The sequence below is a fragment of the Actinomadura violacea genome (genome assembly GCF_017573465.1).
GTDB classification, from domain to species: Bacteria; Actinomycetota; Actinomycetes; order Streptosporangiales; family Streptosporangiaceae; genus Spirillospora; species Spirillospora violacea.
This window is the reverse complement of the sequence record NZ_JAGEPF010000021.1, coordinates 162,895-180,718: the sequence shown is the minus strand read 5'-3', so window position 1 is coordinate 180,718 and position 17,824 is coordinate 162,895. Positions and strand designations below refer to the sequence as shown.

The 17,824-nt window shown below is 72.9% G+C and carries 13 protein-coding genes; 7 read left to right on the top strand and 6 right to left on the bottom strand.

Annotated features, from left to right (window positions below):
- The first annotated feature begins 117 nt into the window (after positions 1–117).
- A complete protein-coding gene (locus tag J4709_RS32780; protein WP_208246542.1) occupies positions 118–1,596 on the top strand; it encodes an APC family permease in 1,479 nt (492 codons plus the stop codon).
- Positions 1,593–4,100: a CehA/McbA family metallohydrolase gene (locus tag J4709_RS32775; protein WP_208246540.1), complete on the top strand. Its 2,508-nt coding sequence runs from the start codon at positions 1,593–1,595 to the stop codon at positions 4,098–4,100. Before J4709_RS32780 ends, J4709_RS32775 begins: the two co-directional genes overlap by 4 nt.
- A 22-nt stretch (positions 4,101–4,122) precedes the next feature.
- Here J4709_RS32775 and J4709_RS32770 read toward each other — a convergent pair whose 3' ends face one another.
- Both J4709_RS32770 and J4709_RS32765 read right to left on the bottom strand, forming a co-directional pair.
- The gene (locus J4709_RS32770) at positions 4,123–5,649 is read right to left on the bottom strand and encodes an MFS transporter (protein WP_208246538.1); all 1,527 of its coding nucleotides are present in this window, start codon (positions 5,647–5,649) and stop codon (positions 4,123–4,125) included.
- A complete protein-coding gene (locus J4709_RS32765; protein ID WP_208246536.1) occupies positions 5,646–6,935 on the bottom strand; it encodes an alkyl sulfatase dimerization domain-containing protein in 1,290 nt (429 codons plus the stop codon). The genes J4709_RS32770 and J4709_RS32765 overlap by 4 nt, the downstream gene beginning before the upstream one ends.
- A 56-nt stretch (positions 6,936–6,991) precedes the next feature.
- Between J4709_RS32765 and J4709_RS32760 the strand changes: the two genes are divergently transcribed.
- On the top strand, positions 6,992–7,618 hold the full coding sequence (locus J4709_RS32760; protein ID WP_208246534.1) for a TetR/AcrR family transcriptional regulator: 627 nt from the start codon (positions 6,992–6,994) through the stop codon (positions 7,616–7,618).
- Between the two features lie 37 nt (positions 7,619–7,655).
- Here the strand turns inward: J4709_RS32760 and J4709_RS32755 are convergent, their stop codons facing one another.
- Genes J4709_RS32755 through J4709_RS32740 form a run of 4 tightly spaced genes read right to left on the bottom strand, consistent with a single transcriptional unit; the run spans position 7,656 to position 13,693 of the window.
- Positions 7,656–9,851 (bottom strand): aldehyde dehydrogenase family protein, encoded by a 2,196-nt coding sequence (locus tag J4709_RS32755; protein ID WP_208246531.1) that lies wholly within the window; start codon positions 9,849–9,851, stop codon positions 7,656–7,658.
- Positions 9,848–11,755 carry a DUF6807 family protein gene (locus tag J4709_RS32750; RefSeq protein ID WP_307801741.1) on the bottom strand — a complete coding sequence of 636 codons (1,908 nt, stop codon included), beginning with the start codon at positions 11,753–11,755 and terminating at the stop codon, positions 9,848–9,850. The genes J4709_RS32755 and J4709_RS32750 overlap by 4 nt, the downstream gene beginning before the upstream one ends.
- A complete protein-coding gene (locus tag J4709_RS32745; RefSeq protein ID WP_208246527.1) occupies positions 11,752–12,795 on the bottom strand; it encodes a mandelate racemase/muconate lactonizing enzyme family protein in 1,044 nt (347 codons plus the stop codon). Before J4709_RS32745 ends, J4709_RS32750 begins: the two co-directional genes overlap by 4 nt.
- A gap of 10 nt (positions 12,796–12,805) precedes the next feature.
- Entirely contained in the window at positions 12,806–13,693 is an 888-nt protein-coding gene (locus tag J4709_RS32740) for an NAD-dependent epimerase/dehydratase family protein (protein WP_208246525.1), read from the bottom strand.
- A gap of 149 nt (positions 13,694–13,842) precedes the next feature.
- Between J4709_RS32740 and J4709_RS32735 the strand changes: the two genes are divergently transcribed.
- The 4 genes from J4709_RS32735 to J4709_RS32720 all read left to right on the top strand — a co-directional run bounded on the left by J4709_RS32735 (position 13,843) and on the right by J4709_RS32720 (position 17,806).
- On the top strand, positions 13,843–14,805 hold the full coding sequence (locus tag J4709_RS32735; protein WP_208246523.1) for a LacI family DNA-binding transcriptional regulator: 963 nt from the start codon (positions 13,843–13,845) through the stop codon (positions 14,803–14,805).
- Positions 14,802–15,782: an aldose epimerase family protein gene (locus J4709_RS32730; protein WP_208246521.1), complete on the top strand. Its 981-nt coding sequence runs from the start codon at positions 14,802–14,804 to the stop codon at positions 15,780–15,782. The genes J4709_RS32735 and J4709_RS32730 overlap by 4 nt, the downstream gene beginning before the upstream one ends.
- Before the next feature lie 187 nt (positions 15,783–15,969).
- Positions 15,970–16,962, top strand: coding sequence for a carbohydrate ABC transporter permease (locus tag J4709_RS32725; RefSeq protein ID WP_208246519.1), 993 nt, complete (start codon positions 15,970–15,972; stop codon positions 16,960–16,962).
- A complete protein-coding gene (locus J4709_RS32720; RefSeq protein WP_208246517.1) occupies positions 16,946–17,806 on the top strand; it encodes a carbohydrate ABC transporter permease in 861 nt (286 codons plus the stop codon). The genes J4709_RS32725 and J4709_RS32720 overlap by 17 nt, the downstream gene beginning before the upstream one ends.
- Positions 17,807–17,824: the final 18 nt, after the last annotated feature.

Sequence of the window (17,824 nt, the reverse complement as noted above, 5' to 3'; positions counted from 1 at the left end):
GGGACGATACGCACAACCCGCACCTCCGGATGGGGCTGAACGTCCACTTCTGTCGCGCGAGAGGGCTTCCTAGCGTTGGCGCAGCGAGCTCCCGCGGACTCCCGGAGGCGGATGACCATGTCGACACACCCAGGTACCGAACACCCGGGCAGCAACGGCCTTGCGGCGAACGCGATGGGGACGAAGGACCTCGTCTTCACGGTCCTGGCGGCGCTGGCGCCGCTGACCCTGATCGTCGCCGTGGCGCCCTTGCACTTCCTGAAGGGCGGCGCCGCCGTCCCGGGCGCCTACCTGGTGGCGGGCCTCGTGATGGCGCTGTTCGCGGTCGGGTTCATGACGATGAGCCGGTACGTCCGCAACGCCGGGGCGTTCTACGCCGTGATCACACGCGGGCTGGGCCGTCCGGTCGGGTCGGGTGCGGCGACGCTGGCCCTGCTCGCCTACAACACCCTGCAGATCAGCACCTACGGGGCCCTCGGGCTCTACGCCGCGGACACCTTCGACAAGTACACCGGCGTGTCGCTGCCCTGGTGGGTCTTCGCGCTGGTCGCGGTCGTGCTGGTGGCATGGCTCGGCTACCGCGGCATCCACACCAGCGCCCGGATCCTCGGGATCCTGCTCGTCCTCGAGATCGCGGTGCTCGTGGTGATGGCGGTCTGCGTGCTCGCCAAGGGCGGCGCCGGCCAGACGTCCTTCACGTCCTTCTCCCCCGCGACGGTGTTCACGCCGTCCAACGCGGCGATGTTCGCGCTGGTGTTCGGCGCGTTCATGGGGTTCGAGTCCACCGCGATCTTCAGCGAGGAGGCGCGCGGCGGGATCCGGACCGTGCGCCGCGCGACCTACATCGCGGTCGGCTTCATCGCCGTCTTCTACGCGCTGATCACCTGGACGATCGTGCAGGCCGTCGGCGCGAACGGCATCGCCGCGGCCGCCGGCGAGGACACCGCCGGGCTGGTCATCGCGGTGTTCGACCGGTACACCCCGGACGGCGTCTCGGCCGTCATGCAGGTCCTGCTGCTCACCAGCGCCTTCGCCGCGCTGCTGGCTTTGCACAACGCGGCGAACCGGTACCTGTTCGCGCTCGGCCGCGAGGGCCTCATGCCGAAGGCGTTCGGACGCACGCACCCGCGCACGCAGGCCCCGCTCGCGGCCGGCGCGGCGCAGACGGTGGCGGCGGGCGTCGTCGTGGTGCTGTGGGCGGCGTTCGACCTCGACCCCTACCTCCAGCTGCTGCTGTGGGGCAGCGCGATCGGCTTCCTCGGGATCATCGTCCTGTGGGCTCTGTGCTGCCTCGCCGTGGTCTCCTACCTGCGGCGCAACGCTCCCGAGGCGGGCCTCTGGCGCACCCTGATCGCCCCCGGGCTCAGCTTCCTCGCCCTCTGCGTGATCCTCGTCCTCGCGCTCGCCAACGTCTCCCTGCTGACCGGCGCGGGCACGGTGACCAACGCGGTGCTGCTCGGCCTCGGCGTGCTCGCGTTCGCGGGCGGGATCGCCTCGGCGCTGTCGCTGCGCTCGCGGGCCCCGGAACGCTACGCCGTCCTCACCGAGACCGGCGTCGACGAGCCCGCCGAGACGGTCGCCGTGGAGCCCGCATGACCTGGCAGCGCGGTTACCGGGCCCTCGACCTGGCGGCGTCCTGGAACGCCCCCCTGACCCTGCTCGACGACGTGGACGCCTCCTTCGCCGGGGAGCGGACCCTCTACGGCCTGCCCTTCCGCTTCGGCACCGACCTCGACGGGGCGTCCCTCGTCCGGGTGGCGCAGGACGCGCCGGCCGTGATCCCCGTGGACGAGGACTGCCACTGGGTCCTCTTCGCCCACGCCATCGAGGAACCGAGCCTCTTCGAAGGCGCCCCGGTCGGCGAGACCGTCGCCCGCTACACCCTCCGGTACGCCGACGGCGGCGCGGAGAGCGTCCCGGTGCGGCAGCGGTTCGAGATCGGCCCCACCCCGCGGCTGTGGGAGGGCCGCCCCCTCCCGCTGGACTGGGGGCAGACGCCCTTCCTCGCGCTGCCCGACGCGCAGCACCGGCTCATGCACCGCACCTGCGGGCGCTACGACGCGGCCGGGGCCAGGTACGTCGACATCGACGACCCGCAGGCGCGCTCCCCTTACGTCCTGCCCTACCGCTTCTACCTGTGGCCGTGGCGCAACCCGCACCCGGGGCGCCGGGCTTCCGCCATCGAGATCGAATCCGCCGGCCCGGCCGTCCTGATCGGCGCGATCACGCTGAGCCGGCTCGACGAGGAGCCGTTCGGCCGGACCGTCTCCCGCGAGCTGCTCTTCTCGCTCGCCGGCGGATCGGTGGACGACGACGTCGCGGTGACCGTCGACCGCGGCACCGCCACCTACGCCTACCGGACGGTCGACGACGCCAGCCTGTCGACCCCGCCGGCGTGGGGAGGCGCGACCAGCGAGCGCACCGGCTACGTCCGGGTCGCCGCGACACCGTCCGCGACCGTCTCCCTCGACGTCGCCGGCACCGTCGAAGCCCGCTTCACCTGGGGCGACCTCCTCGAACAGGGCCGGATCACCACCGGCGACGGCACCGAGTGGCGGCTGACCGAGCCGGGCCGCGCCTGGATCAAGGGGACGGTCGTCGACGCCGCGACCGGCGAGCCGCTGACCTGCCGCCTGCACTTCCACACGCCCGACGGCGTCCCGCTCGCGCCCTACGGGCACCACGCGCACATCAACTCCGACGGCAACACCTGGAACCTGGACGTCGGCGGCGACGTCCGCCTCGGCCAGCGGACGTACGCCTACGTCGACGGCGAGTTCGAGGGGTGGCTCCCGCACGGGCGGGTCGTCGTCGAGGCCGCGCACGGCTTCGACTACGTCCCGCTGCGCGAGGAACTGACGATCCGGCCGGGGCAGCGGACGCTCGAACTGCGCCTCGAACGCTTCCACGACCCGGAGGCGGACGGCTACGTCGCCGGGGACACCCACGTCCACTTCGTCTCGACGCACGGCGCCGAGCTCGAGGCGCGCGGCGAGGGCGTGCGGGTCACCAACCTCCTGCTGAGCCAGTGGGGCCACCTGCACACCAACGTCGAGGACTTCACCGGGCACCCGCACACCTCCGCGGACGGCGCGACCCACGTCCACACCGGCCAGGAGAACCGGACGGCGATGCTGGGCCACATCAACCTGCTGGGCCTGCGCGAGCCGATCCGCCCCTGGTGCACCGGCGGCGCCGAGGAGTCCGACCTCGGCGGCGGCCTGGAGACGACCCTCGCCCACTGGGCCGACGAGTGCCACGCCCAGGGCGGGACGGTCCTGCTCGCGCACTTCCCCGTCCCCAACGGCGAGGCCGCAGCCCTGATCGCCACCGGACGGCTCGACGGTGTCGAAATGATCGCCTACGACGACTACAACATCACCCAGTACTACCGCTATCTCAACGCCGGATATCGCCTCACCCTCGTCGGCGGCACCGACAAGATGAGCAGCGAGGTGCCGATCGGCCTCGTCCGCACCTACGCCCGGGTCCCGGACCCGGCGGCGATGGACTACTGGGACTGGTGCGCGGCCGTCCGCTCGGGCGACACCGTCGTCACCAGCGGACCGCACCTGCGGCTGTCGGTCGGCGAGGCCCCGCCCGGTGCGGTGCTCACCGGCACCGGCGGCAGGACCCTGCCCGGCGCGGCGGAGTTCCGCTCGATCTTCCCCATCGACCGCCTGGAGATCGTGGTCAACGGCACGGTCGCCGAGTCGCGGCGCTGGGACGAGCCCGTCCTGGCCGGCTCGCTCGACTTCGACCTGCGTGTCGAGGAATCCTCGTGGGTCGCCGCCCGGTGCTACGGCCCGGGCGACGGCATCGCCCGCCACCGGGACGTCTGGGAGCGGCCCATCATGGCCCACACCTCCCCCGTCTACCTCGCCTCCGGCGACGTGTACCGGCGCACCGACGACGACGTCCTCGCCGAGATGCTGCACCTCATCGACGGCGTCGAAGAGCACATCCGCAGCCGCGCCAGGACCGCCTGGCCGGGCCCGGTCGACCACCGCCACGGGACGTCCGACCACACCCGGTACCTGCTCGCCCCGCTGGACGAGGCCAGGCACGCGATCCGGGCGTCCTCGCGCGGGTCTGGCTGACGAAGCTCCAGCCGGCCGACCTCTACCGCCCCGCGATCGTGCCGCGCGCCGCGGCACCGCCGCGAGCGGCGGAGCGGCCATGGCTCATCGTGAGCGCGACGGCCAGTCCCGCGACCGAGAGGCCGGCGGCGAACAGGAAGGCGATGGAGACACCGTCACCGGTGTAGGAGGCCGCGCCATTGCGGCCGGCGGCGCCCCCGATGCCAGGGACGGTGCCGCTCTGGTGCACGGTGGCCGGCAGACGGTGCGCGGCGAGCACGGCGCCCAGCACGGTGACGCTGAGCGCGGCGCCGAGCTGACCGCAGACCGCCAGCAGACCGGTGCCGGTGCCGCTGTGCGCGGCTGGGACGGCGTCCAGGACGAGGTTGGAGACCGCTGCGAAGTAGAGCCCCTGCCCGATGCCGACGCATGCGGCTACCAGCAGGAACTGCCAGCGGTGCCCGGGGAGCGCGCTGAGGGCCGTTGCGGCCAGCCCGTAGGCCGCCAGGCCGGGGATCAGCACCAGGCGTGGCCCGTGCCGGCGCGCGAGCAGCCCGCCGACCGGGCCGAAGACCATCGCGGCCAGCCCCTGCGGGAAGACCCAGCCGGCGGCGGCCAGTGCGGTCAGGCCCTGACCGTAGGCGGTCGCCGCGCCGTGCGGGGTCTGGAGCATCTGCGGGACGAGGTAGCCGATCGCGCCGAGCACGGCCATGCCGCAGGCCGAGCACAGCAGCGTCGCGCGCAACGCCGGCGAGGCGAGCAGGGACAGGTCCACCGCGGGCGACGCGGTGCGGCGCTCCCGCCAGGTGAACGCGGCGAACATGACGCCGGCGGCGGCGAACGAGCCGAGCGTGCCGCCTGCCAGCCACCCGGAGCGGGCGCCGACCCCGATCCCGGCGAGCAGGCAGGCCGCGGCGGCGCCCAGCAGCAGCGCGCCCGCCGCGTCCAACCGGCGCGGGCGGCGCATCGGCGATTCGGGCACGATCACGATGAGGGCGGGGAGCAGCAGGACCACCAGCGCGAGCAGGAACCAGAACACGCCTCGGAAGCCGAAACCGTCCACCAGCGCACCGCCCAGGAACGGCGCGGCGATGCCGCTGACTCCGACTCCGGTGGAGACGAATCCCAGAGCGAGCGGTACGGACCGGGCCGGGAAGACGTCCCGGACGAGTGAATAGGCGACGGACAGGACGCCCCCCACGACGCCCTGCAGCATGCGGCCGAGCAGTAGGACGGGCAAGGAGGGCGCCGTCGCGCACACCAGCGAGCCCGCGGCGAACGCCACCGAGCAGCCGACCAGAACGCGTTTCTTGCCGACCACGTCGGCGAGGCGGCCGATGAGCGGGATGGACACGACGGCGGCGAGGTTGACCAGGGTCACGGCCTTGTCGATGTGGTCGGGGCCGAACGTCGCCGACATCGACCGGATCGCCGGGTAGACGAGGGCCAGTTCCAGCGGCGCTGTCTCGGTGATCAGTACGAGGACCACCAGGATCGCCACCAGCCGGGCGCGCGAGTGCGGCTCGCCCCGCCGGTCCGCCGCGTACCCGTTCCGTTCCCGGCGGATCATCGCGGCAGGTCCTCGCGGCCGGGACCGCCGCCGTCCCCCCGGCGAGGCCGCGCGGCCGTCAGCGCCTGCTCGGCGCGCGTGACCGCCTCACGATAGATCCCGCGAGCCTGGAAGGAGGTCTCGGCCGCCAGGCGCATCGCGAACAGGTCGGCGACGCAGCGGTGGGCGCCGGCGTCGCCGGGGTCGGCCAGCGCCGCCCATTCGGCGAGATGGCACGCCAGCGGGAGGTCGTCACCGGCCAGGGCGCGGGCGCGGTCGACGACGGGGCCGGCTCCGCCGGCCAGCGCCACGAACTCGCGGGCCTGCTCGGCGACCGGCGCCGCCAGGAGGTTGGCCGGCCGCCGGTCCCACCAGCCGCCGTACAGCCTGATCAGGTTGCGGACGATGAACTCGGGCCGGTCGTGGTAGGGCCGCAGGTAAGGCTTGGCGGCCAGGTCCGCCGGGAGCCGCAGCCCGTGGACGATCTCCTCCGGGGTCCGGCCGGCGTTGAGGGCGTCGATCGTGTAGTCGATGATGTGCCTCAGCAGTGCGGCGAGGTCCAGCCAGCGTTCGCGGATCGCGTCGGCGCCCGTGACCGGCATGCCGTGGCCGGGGACCATGGCCGCGGTGCCCAGCGCGGCCATCTCCTCGGCGGCGTCCGCCCAGTCCTCGGCGTAGCGCTGCACCTTCTGCGGGTTGCCGGCGTTCGGGCACACGCTCACCCACAGATCCCCCGGGCACAGCAGGCCGCGCCCGGGAAGCCACACCCAGGTGCAGTCGTCGGTCTCGCCCTTGGCGTGGCGCAGGTGGATCTCCTCCCCGCCCAGCCGCAGTGCCAGCCGGTCGTCGTACACGGTGTCGGGCCGGTGGAAGTCGGCCGCGGTCTCGGGCCACCATGTCCGGGGTCCTCCCGACTGCCGCGCATTGATCTCGGAATTCAGTTCGCTGGTGCGTTCGTACCTGCGGAAACGCTCGACCAGGTTGCGGTGCGCGACGATCCTCGGCGCCGCGCCCTCGGCCAGCCAGGGGCCGAGGCCGAACGCGTGGTCGATGTGCCCGTGCGTGTAGACGACCAGGGCGAGCGGCGCGGAGGTCACCTCCCGGACGAGGGCGCGAAGCCGGTCGGCCTCGTTGCGCATCCCGGTGTCGATCAGGACGAGCCCCTCGGACGTCTCGATCACCCCGACGTTGACGACGCCGGCGCACACCGACCACGCGCGGGGCGCCACCTCGATCGCCCTGCCGGCGGGCTCGGACCACACATCGAACAGCGGCCCCATCGTCTCCCGGACACGCGACACGTCCATCCCCACTCCTTAAGACGAGGTGACTTAATTAAGTCGCAGTGTCTTATCATGGGAGCGTGACCGTCAAGAGCGATGCACGTATGAGAATCCTGATCGCCGCCGAGCGGCTGTTCGCCGAGCGCGGCATCACCGACGTCTCACTCCGTGAGATCGGCGCGGCGGCCGGCCAGCGCAACAACTCGGCCGTGCAGTACCACTTCGGCGACAAGGAAGGGCTGCTCAAAGCGCTCTACGAGCACCGTCTCGCTCCCCTGAACCGCCGCCGTCTGGAGCTGCTCGACGAGATCGAAACCGAAGACCCCCGCGATGAACTCCTCCGCCTCGTCAGGGCGTACGTCCACCCCCTCATCGAGCAGGCACGGCATGGGCGGAGTCACTACGCCCGCTTCGTCAGCCGCTACGTGGCGGCCGGACACCTCCCCGCCGAGCCGTTCGGCCGAGAGCATCTCAGCGGCGTCACCCAGATCATGGGACGCATCGAGGCGCACATGGGCGACCTGCCCTCACCCCTGCGGCACGAACGCCTGCGCATGATGCAACTGCTGGTCACCTCCGTCGCGGCCGACCTCGAACGCCGTGTCGAACAGCACCAGATCACACCGGACCACGCCGGCCTCGTCGCCCGCGAACTCGTCGAGACCACCGCCGGCCTCGTCGGCCAGAGCGCCGGCACCGAGCGTTGATGCGGAAGCACCGCATGGCGCCGGTCGGCCGTCACGCTCAGCGGGTGCCGGCGGGCGGCGGGGCTTCGGGGAGTGCCAGGGTGCCGTCGAGCCGCCGGGGCAGCCGCCACGGGCCGTCGTCGCGGAGGGCCGGCGGCAGGAGCGGCGGCGGGCAGTTCTGGTAGGTGACGGGGCGCAGGAAGCGGGCGATGGCGGCCGTGCCGACCGAGGTCGTGGTGGGCGCGGTGGTGGCCGGGTAGGGGCCGCCGTGCTGCTGCGCCCAGCCGACGGCGACGCCCGTGGGGTAGGCGTCGAAGACGAGGCGTCCCGCACGGTCGCGGGCGATCGCGGCAAGGCGCGCGGCGAGGCCGGCCTCGTGGGGTTCGCTGTGCAGGGTCACCGTGAGGCTGCCGGGGGCGGAGGCGAGGGCCTCGGCCAGTTCCTCCTCGCCGGTGTACTCCAGGACGACGGTCAAGGGGCCGAAGCATTCCTCCAGCAGGAGTTCGGACGAGCCGAGCAGGGAGACCGGGCCCGCCATGAGGCGGGCGGCGACCTCGCGGTCCCCGCCCGCGCGTCCGGTCGCGACGGTGCGCAGGCCCGGGATCGACGCGCGTTCGGCGGCGCCGTCGGTGAAGGCGGAGCGGATCGAGTCGCCGAGGAGCGTCTGGGGCGCGAGGCCGCTGAAATGGCCGGCCATCGCGTCGGCGAGACCGGACCCGGCGGGCGCGAGGACGAGGCCGGGCTTCACGCAGAACTGCCCCGCTCCGAGGGTGGCGGAGGCGGCGAGGCCCTCGGCGATCTCCGCCGGCCGGGCCTTCGCCGCGCCGGGCGTCACGACGAGCGGGTTCAGGCTGCCCAGCTCGCCGTAGAACGGGATCGGCTCGGGACGCGCCATCGCCAGGTCGTGCAGGTACCGGCCGCCCCGCACCGAGCCGGTGAACCCGATCGCCTTCACCCGTCCGTCCTGGACGAGCGCGGTGCCCGCGTCGCGTCCGTGGACGAGCTGGACCACGTCCTCGGGGAATCCGGCCGCGGCGGCGCCCGCGCGGAGCGCGCCGAGCGTCAGGACCGAGGTCTCCGGGTGCAGTTCGTGCGCCTTGACGACCACGGTGCAGCCCGCCGCGAGGGCACTGGCGGTGTCGCCGCCGCCGACGCTGAACGCGAACGGGAAGTTCGACGCGGAGAACACGCCGACGACGCCGAGCGGCACGTTCATCCGCCGCAGGTCCGGCCTGGGCGGTACGGCGGACGGGTCGGCGGCGTCGATGCGGACGTCCAGAAACGACCCTTCGCGCAGCACTTCGGCGAACAGGCGGAGCTGCCCGCTGGTGCGGGCCACCTCGCCGGTCAGCCGGGGTCCGCCGAGGGCGGTCTCGGCGTCGGCTGCCGCGACCAGTTCGTCCGTGCGGGCGTCGAGGGCGGCGGCCATCGCGTCCAGCAGCGCGGCGCGGCCGTGGGGCCCCGCCTCGTCGAGGACGGGCAGCAGGTCGGCGGCGCGGCGGCAGACGGCGCCGACCTCCTGCGGTGTGGCCGTCGCGTACTCGGCGCGGTGTTCGCCGGAGCGGGCATCGATGCTGGTCACGGGCATGGGCGTCCTCCAGGTCAGGTCGCCCGGGATGCGGGCGGCGGGCGGCAGCAGCGGCCCGGCCTCGGCGAGCAGCAGCCGGGCGACCTCGATCGCGCCCGCTGCGGTGAAGTGGGTGTCGTCGGCGCTGCCGCGCGGGTAGTTGGGGTGCGGGCCGAGCCACAGGAACAGTTCCTTGGTGGCGTCCGGTCCGAGGACGCGCCAGCGGCGCACACTGGCCGCCTGAAGGTCGATCAGCGGGATCCGATCCGCGGCGGCGAGCGCCTTCATCGCCGCCGGGTACTCGCCGTGCGTGGACGACCCGCCGCGGGTGCGGCGCTCGACGGGCGTCACCAGCACCGGACGCGCCTCGCGCGACCGGGCACCGCCCACATAGCGGCGCAGGTAGGCGGTGTAGGCGCCGTAGGGAGCGCCGAACTTCTCCTGGTCGTGCCTGCCGTCGTTGTGACCGAAGGAGATGAGCAGCACGTCGCCGGCGCCGATCTCGGACATGATCCGATCGTGCATGCCGAGCCGTTCGACCGAGCTGCGCGCGCTCGCGCCCGGATAGGCGGCGTTGACGACCGGGACGTCCAGGAACCGGGCGAGCGCCTGCCCCCATCCGGCCTGCGGCGCCTGGCCGGACGGGTAGTCCGCGGCGGTCGAGTCGCCGGCGAGGAAGATCCTCATTCGGGGGTCCCTTCGGCCAGGTCGCGGGCCTGCTCGGGGGTGAGCGGCCCGTCGGCGACGACGACGGTGACCGCGCGGTGCAGGCTTCCGGGGACGGTCAGCGGCTCGTCCCAGGCCAGGGCCGGTCCGACGCCCGGGTACTCGGCGACGCGGACGAACCACGGGTCGAGCCCGGCGGTCTGGACGAACAGCAGGCTCCACACGTCCGAGGTCAGCGCGAGCCACGGGGTGACGCTGCCGTGCACGGCCTCCTCCCCCGACGCCTCGCCGGTGAAGACGGCGAGGCCGGCCGAGTCCTTGGGCGCGCGCCAGAAGAACCCGCCGTAGCCCGCGCCGGCCCGCCCCTTGCACGCCGAACTCTGCAGAACGAGCGGCCGGCCGGTCCGGCCCGTCAGCGTGAACGCGACGTCCAGCGCCCAGCCCCCCGGCACGGTCCGCGCGGTCAGGGTGCGCTCCTCACCTGCGAGGACGGTGCCGTCCGGGCCGATCCAGTCGAGGGCCTCGGCGTAGCCGCCGTCGATGGGCCGGAGCGTGCGCCGCCGCTGGCGCCCGTGGTTCGGCAGCATCCTCGGGCCTTCACCGCGGATATAGGTGGAGCCGCCCCAGAAGTTCGCCCCGTCGACGTCGGAGATCGCGATTCCGGCCCCGAAGTGGTGGACGTGGTCGTCCGGCTGGACCTCGGTGACGACCGTGCCGCCGAGCGTCCGGACGGGATGCAGGTGCGGGCGCGGCGCGTCGGACGCCTGCAGGTCGCCGCGCTCGGCGTAGACGGCCGTCTCCCGCCCGTCGGCCCGGAGCACCGTCTCCGGCCACGGCGCCGAGACCGGCCCGGGGCCGCCGGGGAAGCCCAGCTCGGAGAGCGTCGCGAGTTCGGCCGCCGCCCGCACGGCCAGGTCCTCGATCCCGGGCAGGACCAGCCGGGTCGGTTCGGCCCGCACGAACCGCGCCTCGACCGGCCGCGGTTCGGGGGCGAGCCGGATCGCGTCGAGCAGCCGGGTGAAGCCGCCGGTGCGGGCGAGCGGCACCAGCAGCTCCGCCTCGTCCCGGACGTGCGCGATGAGGTTGTCGAGCAGGTCGGTCCGGTCGTAGCCGGTCCTGACCCCGCCGGCCTCGATCTCGTCGAGGGTGTAGAAGAGCCGCGCGGAGCGGGTCGCGCCGTGCAGGTGCAGGTACGGCTCGGTGCGCCGGCCGGCGGCGCACAGCGAGACGGTGATCGCGATGACCGTCCCGTCGGCGAGCGTGAGCCGCGCGCTGGAGGTGTCGTCGGACTCGATGCCGTTGGCGCGGTACAACTCCAGCTCGATGCCGGCGATCGACTCGGCCGTGTCCGCGCCGGCGACGGCCAGCGCGGACGCGACCGCGTGCGCGAACGGGTTGGTGAGGGCGCCGTCCATGACGTCGACGCCGTCCAGGCGGCGGCGGCCCGCCCAGGCCGAGCGGGTGTAGTAGCCGAACGGGCGGGTCCACGCCCCGGCGACCCCGATGCCGCGGACCGGCTCGCCGAGCACGCCGCGGGCGGCCGGGATCGCCTCCGATCCGAGGGACTGGAAGCCGACCTGGCAGGCCAGCCCGGTCGCGGCCACCGCCGCGGAGATCGCGGCGAACTCCGGGACCGACGGCGCGGGCGGCTTCTCCAGCAGCACGTGCGCGCCCGCTTCGAGCGCGGCGACGGCCAGCGGCGCGTGCGTGTGGATCGGGGTCGCGATCACTGCGATCTCCGCTCCGGTCTCCCGGACCAGCGCGGGCAGGTCGGCGGAGACCGGCACGCCGAGCCCGGACGGCGGCCGGACGTCGCACACCCCGGCCAGCTCGGCGCGGCCCGCCGCGGCGAGCCGTCCGACGTTGGCCAGGTGGTGGCGCCCGTAGCCGTTGACCCCGGCGACGACGACCCGCACCGGCCTCACAGCGTCCACCTCGTCGGGGCGCCGGTCGCCCGCAGCTCGCCGCCGGCGATCTCCACCGGGGGCGGATCGGCGAGGAGCCCGAGGTCGGTGAGCGAGGCGTCCTCCACCAGCTCCACCATCGCGGGATGGTGCAGCGCGAGCGCGAGCTGCCCGGACAGCTCGGTGAGCAGGTGCGGGTACACCGGCACGTCGAAGACCCGGGCGAGGTCGGCGATGCGCAGGAACGGGGTGATGCCGCCGACCCGCACGACGTTCGGCTGGACGACGTCGCAGGCCCCGGCGGTCAGCAGGTCGCGGAATCCGTGCGCGGTAGCGACGTTCTCCCCCACCGCGATCGGCGTGCCGATGCTCCGCCGCAGCTCGACGTGGGCGGCGACGTCGTCGGCGGGCAGCGGCTCCTCGATCCAGAACGGGTCGAACCGCTCCAGCGCGCGCAGCGCGGTCCGGGCGCGGTGCAGGTCCCAGCGCTGGTTCGCGTCGATCATCAGGGCGGTGTCCGGGCCGACGACCTCGCGGACGGCGGCGACCCGCGCGACGTCCTCGGCGAGCGAGGGCCGGCCCACCTTGATCTTGACGGCGGGGTGCCCGGCGGCGGCCCACCGCGCGGCCTGCGCGGTCAGCTCGTCCAGCGGGTAGTGCAGGTTGACGCCGCTGCCGTAGACGGGGACGGAGTCGCGCCGCGCCCCGAGCACGTCCACGAGCGACCGGCCGCCGCACTCCAGGTCCCACAGCGCGAGGTCGACGCCGGCCATCGCGATCGGGACGATCCCGGACCGTCCGGCCTCGCCGAGGCGGGCCGACAGCCGGTCCCACACCGCGCCGGGATGCGCCGGTAGCCCGGTCACGGCGTCGCGGATGTCGTGCTCCAGCAGCGCCTCGACGGCGGCGGCGCCGATCCGCGGGGTCCAGGAGATCCCGGTGCCGGTCCGTCCGTCGTCGAGCGTGAGCGTGACGAGCAGGACGTGGTTGGCGGGCACGTCCGGGCCCCACGGCCGGGCCAGCGGCACCGGCCGCGACCGCACCGACAGGTCCTTGATCACGGCGGCCTCCTCAGGCGAGCTCGGTGCGCCAGCTGCGCTTGGCGGACCAGCCGAGCAGCCGCTCGGCCTTGGCGGAGGAGAACGCCGGCGACGTCCCGGTGAGGGCCGCGGCGGCCGCCGCGGTCTCGGGGAAGAAGCGGGGCAGCAGCTCGGCGAGCGGTTCGCGGGCGAGCGCGTCGCCGGCGCCGGCGAAGAACACCTCGCCGTTGCGCTCCAGGTCGGGCAGCCGGGCGAGGAGCGCGCCGACGAACTCGCCGGCGTCGCGGGCGTCGAGGTAGTTGAACAGCGAGACGCTGCCGATCTCGGGCCGGTCGAGGCGCTCGCGGAGGGTGTGCCCCGACTGGGTCGGGGCGCCCTCCCACTCCTCCGGCGCGACGATGAAGCACGGGCGGACCGCGGCCATCCGCGTGCCGGATCCGGCCCGCGCGAACGCCTGCATGGTCTGCTCGGCGACCAGCTTGGACAGGCTGTAGACGTTCCAGGGCCGCGGCGGGTGCTCCTCGTCCAGCGGGAGGTAGCCGGGGGTCCAGCCGCCGGGCGCGCCGTAGCCCATCACGGTCGGGCTGCTCGCGACGACGAGCTTCGGCACGCCCAGCGCCACCGCGGCGGCGCAGACGTTGAAGGCGAGCGAGGTGTTGACCCGGAAGATCGTGGCGTCCGTCCGGCCGAAGGGCACCGCGATGGCGGCGAGGTGGACGACCGCGTCCGGCCGGAACCGGGCGATGGCCGAGTGGGTCTCGCCCAGGTCGGTGAGGTCGGCCGGTAGGGTTTCGGCGGCGTCCCGGGGGGTGCCGGGGGCGCTGTCGACGCCGACGACCTCGTGTCCGGCGGCCGCCAGCGCGCCGACGACGCTGCGGCCCATCCGGCCCGCGCTTCCGGTGACGAGCACTCTGCTCACCGCTCGAACCTCCTGAGGGGGTGCTGCAAACAGTTGCAGCAAACAATCGCCCTCGCTGGGCCGTCCCGTCAAGGTAACGGCGCTCGACCAGGACAAACGGTGGCAGCGATCATCGATATTGTGCAAACGGTTGCGTTAAGGTGTGTGACATGGCAGTGACTATCCGGGACGTCGCCCATGCCTGCGGCGTGCACGTGTCGACGGTGTCGCGGACGTTCTCCGCGCCGCAGATGGTGAACGCCGAGACCCGGACCCGGGTCCTCGCGGCGGCCGAGCAACTCGGCTACCGGCCGAACCGGGCGGCCCGGTCGCTCACCACCGGCCGGACCGGCAACCTCGGGCTGATCGTCGCGGACCTGGCGAACCCGTTCTTCCCGCCGCTGATCAAGGCCGCGCAGGCCGCCGCCCGCGCCCAGGACTACCACCTGTTCGTCGCCGACACCGACGAGGACCCCGCCGAGGAGCAGGACCTCGTGCTCGCCTTCTCCAAGCAGGTCGACGGCATCGTGCTGTGCAGCCCCCGGCTGTCGAACAAGGCGCTCGGCAAGCTCGCCGAGACGATCCCGTTCGTGCTGGTCAACCGGCGGATGCGCGGGGTGCCGACGGTCGTCATGGACGTCGCGCACGGCGCCCGCACCGCGATGGAGCACCTCGCCGGCCTCGGCCACCGCCGCGTCGCGCTGGTGTCGGGGCCCGCCGGGTCCTGGACCAGCGGCGAGATCCGCCGGGCCGCCACCGACATGCCCGGCGTCGAGACGGTCGTCTTCGGCCCGAACGCGCCCACCGAGCAGGGCGGCGTCGCCGTCGCCGGGCAGGTCGCCGACGCGGGGGTGACCGGCGTGCTCGCCTACAACGACCTCGTCGCGATCGGCCTCATCGAGGGCCTGGAGGAGCGGGGCGTCCGGGTGCCCGGCGACGTCAGCGTGATCGGCATCGACGACAGCGTCACCGGCCGCCTGCACCGGCCCAAGCTCACCACGGTCGCCATGCCCACGGCCGACGCCGGGCGCATGGCCGTCGACCTGCTCGTCCGGTCGATGAGCGCCGCCACCGTCCTGGACACCCACCTCGTGGTACGCGAGTCCACCGCACCCCCGAAAGGATCGCCATGACGCTGCCTGACACCGCCTTCGGCATCACCCCCGCGGGCGAGAAGGTCGAACGGCACGTGCTGGACAACGGAACGCTGCGCGCCGCCGTCCTCACCTACGGCGCGACGCTCCAGCGGCTGCGCGTCGCCGACGGCACCGACGTCGTGCTCGGCCTCGGCACGCTCAATGACTACCTGCACCGCAGCCGCTACTTCGGCGCGGTCGTCGGGCGGTACGGCAACCGCATCGCCCGCGGCCGGTTCACCCTCGACGGCCGGGAGCACCGGCTCGCCGCCAACGACGGAGAGCACGCGCTGCACGGCGGCGTCCGCGGCTTCGACAAGCGGGTGTGGCGGACCGAGTCGGCCGGCCCCGCGGAGGTGGAGCTGAGCCTGGTGAGCCCGGACGGCGAGGAGGGCTACCCGGGCGAGCTGGCGGCGCGGGTCCGCTACGTCCTGGACGGCGACGCGCTGCGGCTGGAGTACCGGGCCACGACCGACGCCCCGACCGTCGTCAACCTGACCAACCACTCGTACTTCAACCTGGCCGGGTCCGGCGACGTGCGCCGGCACGTGGTGGCGATCGAGGCCGACCGCTACCTGCCGGTGGACGAGGGGAAGATCCCGACCGGAGAGCTGGCGCCGGTCGCCGGGACGCCGTTCGACTTCACCGTCCCCACCCGGGTGGACGCGCGCCGCGACGGCCGCTACGACCACTGCTTCGTGCTGCGCGGCGGGGCGCGGGTGAGCGACCCGGCGAGCGGCCGCTCGATGGAGGTCGCGACGACCGAGCCGGGCGTCCAGTTCTACACCGGGCACATGCTGGACGGCGTCGCCACGCCGTTCGGGCCGTTCGCGGGCCTGTGCCTGGAGACCCAGCGCTTCCCGGACGCGCCGAACCGGCCGGCGTTCCCGTCGGCGGTGCTGCGGCCCGGAGAGGAGCGCGTGTCGGTCACCACCTACCGCTTCAGCCATGCCCACGACTGCAATCGGTTGTAGTAACGAGTGAACAGGTCAGTCCGTCCTGGCAGCGATGCTTTGCGGCCAAACGTGCTCTGACCTTGTCTTATTCGATTGCGGTTCGACTGCGGACGTGAGGCATCTCACTGCAAAGGGTTGACGTCATCGCCGAGATGGCTATAAGAAAGCGCTATCTCACACCCACCCGACGACCGAAGGGCCAGTGATGACGCTGAGGCCCGTTGAGGCCAGTACGGCGACGGGGACGGCCGAGCCCTCGGTCACGTCCGCCGAGCGGGCGGGCGGACGCCGCCCCCGCCGCCGCAAGAGCTCCCGCGCGCGGTCGCAGGCATGGGCCGGCTACCTGTTCCTGGCCCCCTGGTTCATCGGGCTGTTCGCCATCACGCTCGGCCCGATGCTCGCCACGCTCTACCTGTCGTTCAACGACTACAGCATGCTGACGCCGCCGCACTGGGTCGGCCTGCACAACTACGACAAGATGTTCACGGCCGACGACCGGTTCGTGCACTCCCTCAAGGTCACGACGATTTACGTCGTCGTCTCGGTCCCGCTCCAGCTCGCCTTCGCGCTCGGGCTGGCGATGGCGCTGGACAAGGGGCTGCGCGGGCTGTCGTTCTACCGGTCGGTCTTCTACCTGCCCTCACTGCTCGGCGGCAGCGTGGCGATCTCGATCCTGTGGAAGAAGATCTTCGGGACCGACGGGATCGTCAACACGTTCCTCGGCTGGTTCGGCTACCACGGCGAGGGCTGGGTCACCAGCCCCGACACCGCGCTGTGGACGCTGATCATCCTGCACGTCTGGACGTTCGGCGCCCCGATGGTCATCTTCCTGGCCGGGCTCCGCCAGATCCCGCGGGACCTGTACGAGGCGGCCCGGGTGGACGGCGCCGGCCGCTGGCGGCGGTTCCGCTCGATCACGCTGCCGCTGCTCACCCCGATCATCTTCTTCAACGCGGTGCTGGAGCTGATCAAGTCGTTCCAGTCCTTCACGCAGTCGTTCGTCATCAGCGGCGGGAACGGCGGGCCGGTCGACTCGACCCTCTTCTACACGCTCTACCTCTACATCAAGGGCTTCAAGAACTACGAGATGGGATACGCGGCCGCCATGGCGTGGGTGCTCCTGCTCATCATCGGGGCCCTGACCGCCGTCAACTTCCTCATGTCTCGATTCTGGGTCTTCTATGGCGACGAAAAGTAAGCGCGCGCCGGTGCTGTTCCGGCCCGCGTCGCGACTGACCAGGCACGTGCTGCTGATCGTGTTCGGGCTGTTCATGCTCTACCCGCTGCTCTGGATGATCTCCAGTTCGGTCAAGCCGGAGAACCTGATCTTCCGCGAGCCGGGCCTGCTGCCGCACGACGTCACCGGCGCGAACTACTCCGGCGGCTGGCACGCGCTCAAGCACTCCTTCGGCTACTACCTGTGGAACTCCGCGGTCATCACCGTGCTCGCGGTCGTCGGCAACCTGGTGGCCTGCTCGCTGGCGGCCTACGCCTTCGCGCGGCTGGAGTTCCCGCTGAAGAAGCTGTGGTTCACCGTCATGCTGCTGTCGATCATGCTGCCGCACCACGTCACCGTCGTGCCGCAGTACATCATGTTCAGCAAGATCGGCTGGATCAACACGATATGGCCGATCGTGGTGCCGAAGTTCCTCGCCACCGACGCGTTCTTCATCTTCCTCATGGTGCAGTTCATCCGCACCCTGCCGCGCGAGCTGGACGAGGCCGCCGCGATCGACGGCGCCGGCCACTGGCGCACGTTCGTGCAGGTCATCCTGCCGCTGTGCGTGCCCGCGCTGGCCACCACCGCGATCTTCACGTTCATCTGGACGTGGAACGACTTCTTCACCCAGAACCTCTACCTCACCAATTCCGACAACCTCACCGCGCCCGTCGCGCTGCGCCAGTTCCTGGACTCCAGCGGGGAGTCGTCCTGGGGGCCGATGTTCGCGATGTCGATCGTCTCGCTCGGCCCGATCTTCGGCTTCTTCCTGGCCGGCCAGAAATACCTCGTCCGCGGAATGGCGACCACCGGTTTCAAATAGCCCCCCGCTTCCTCCCCA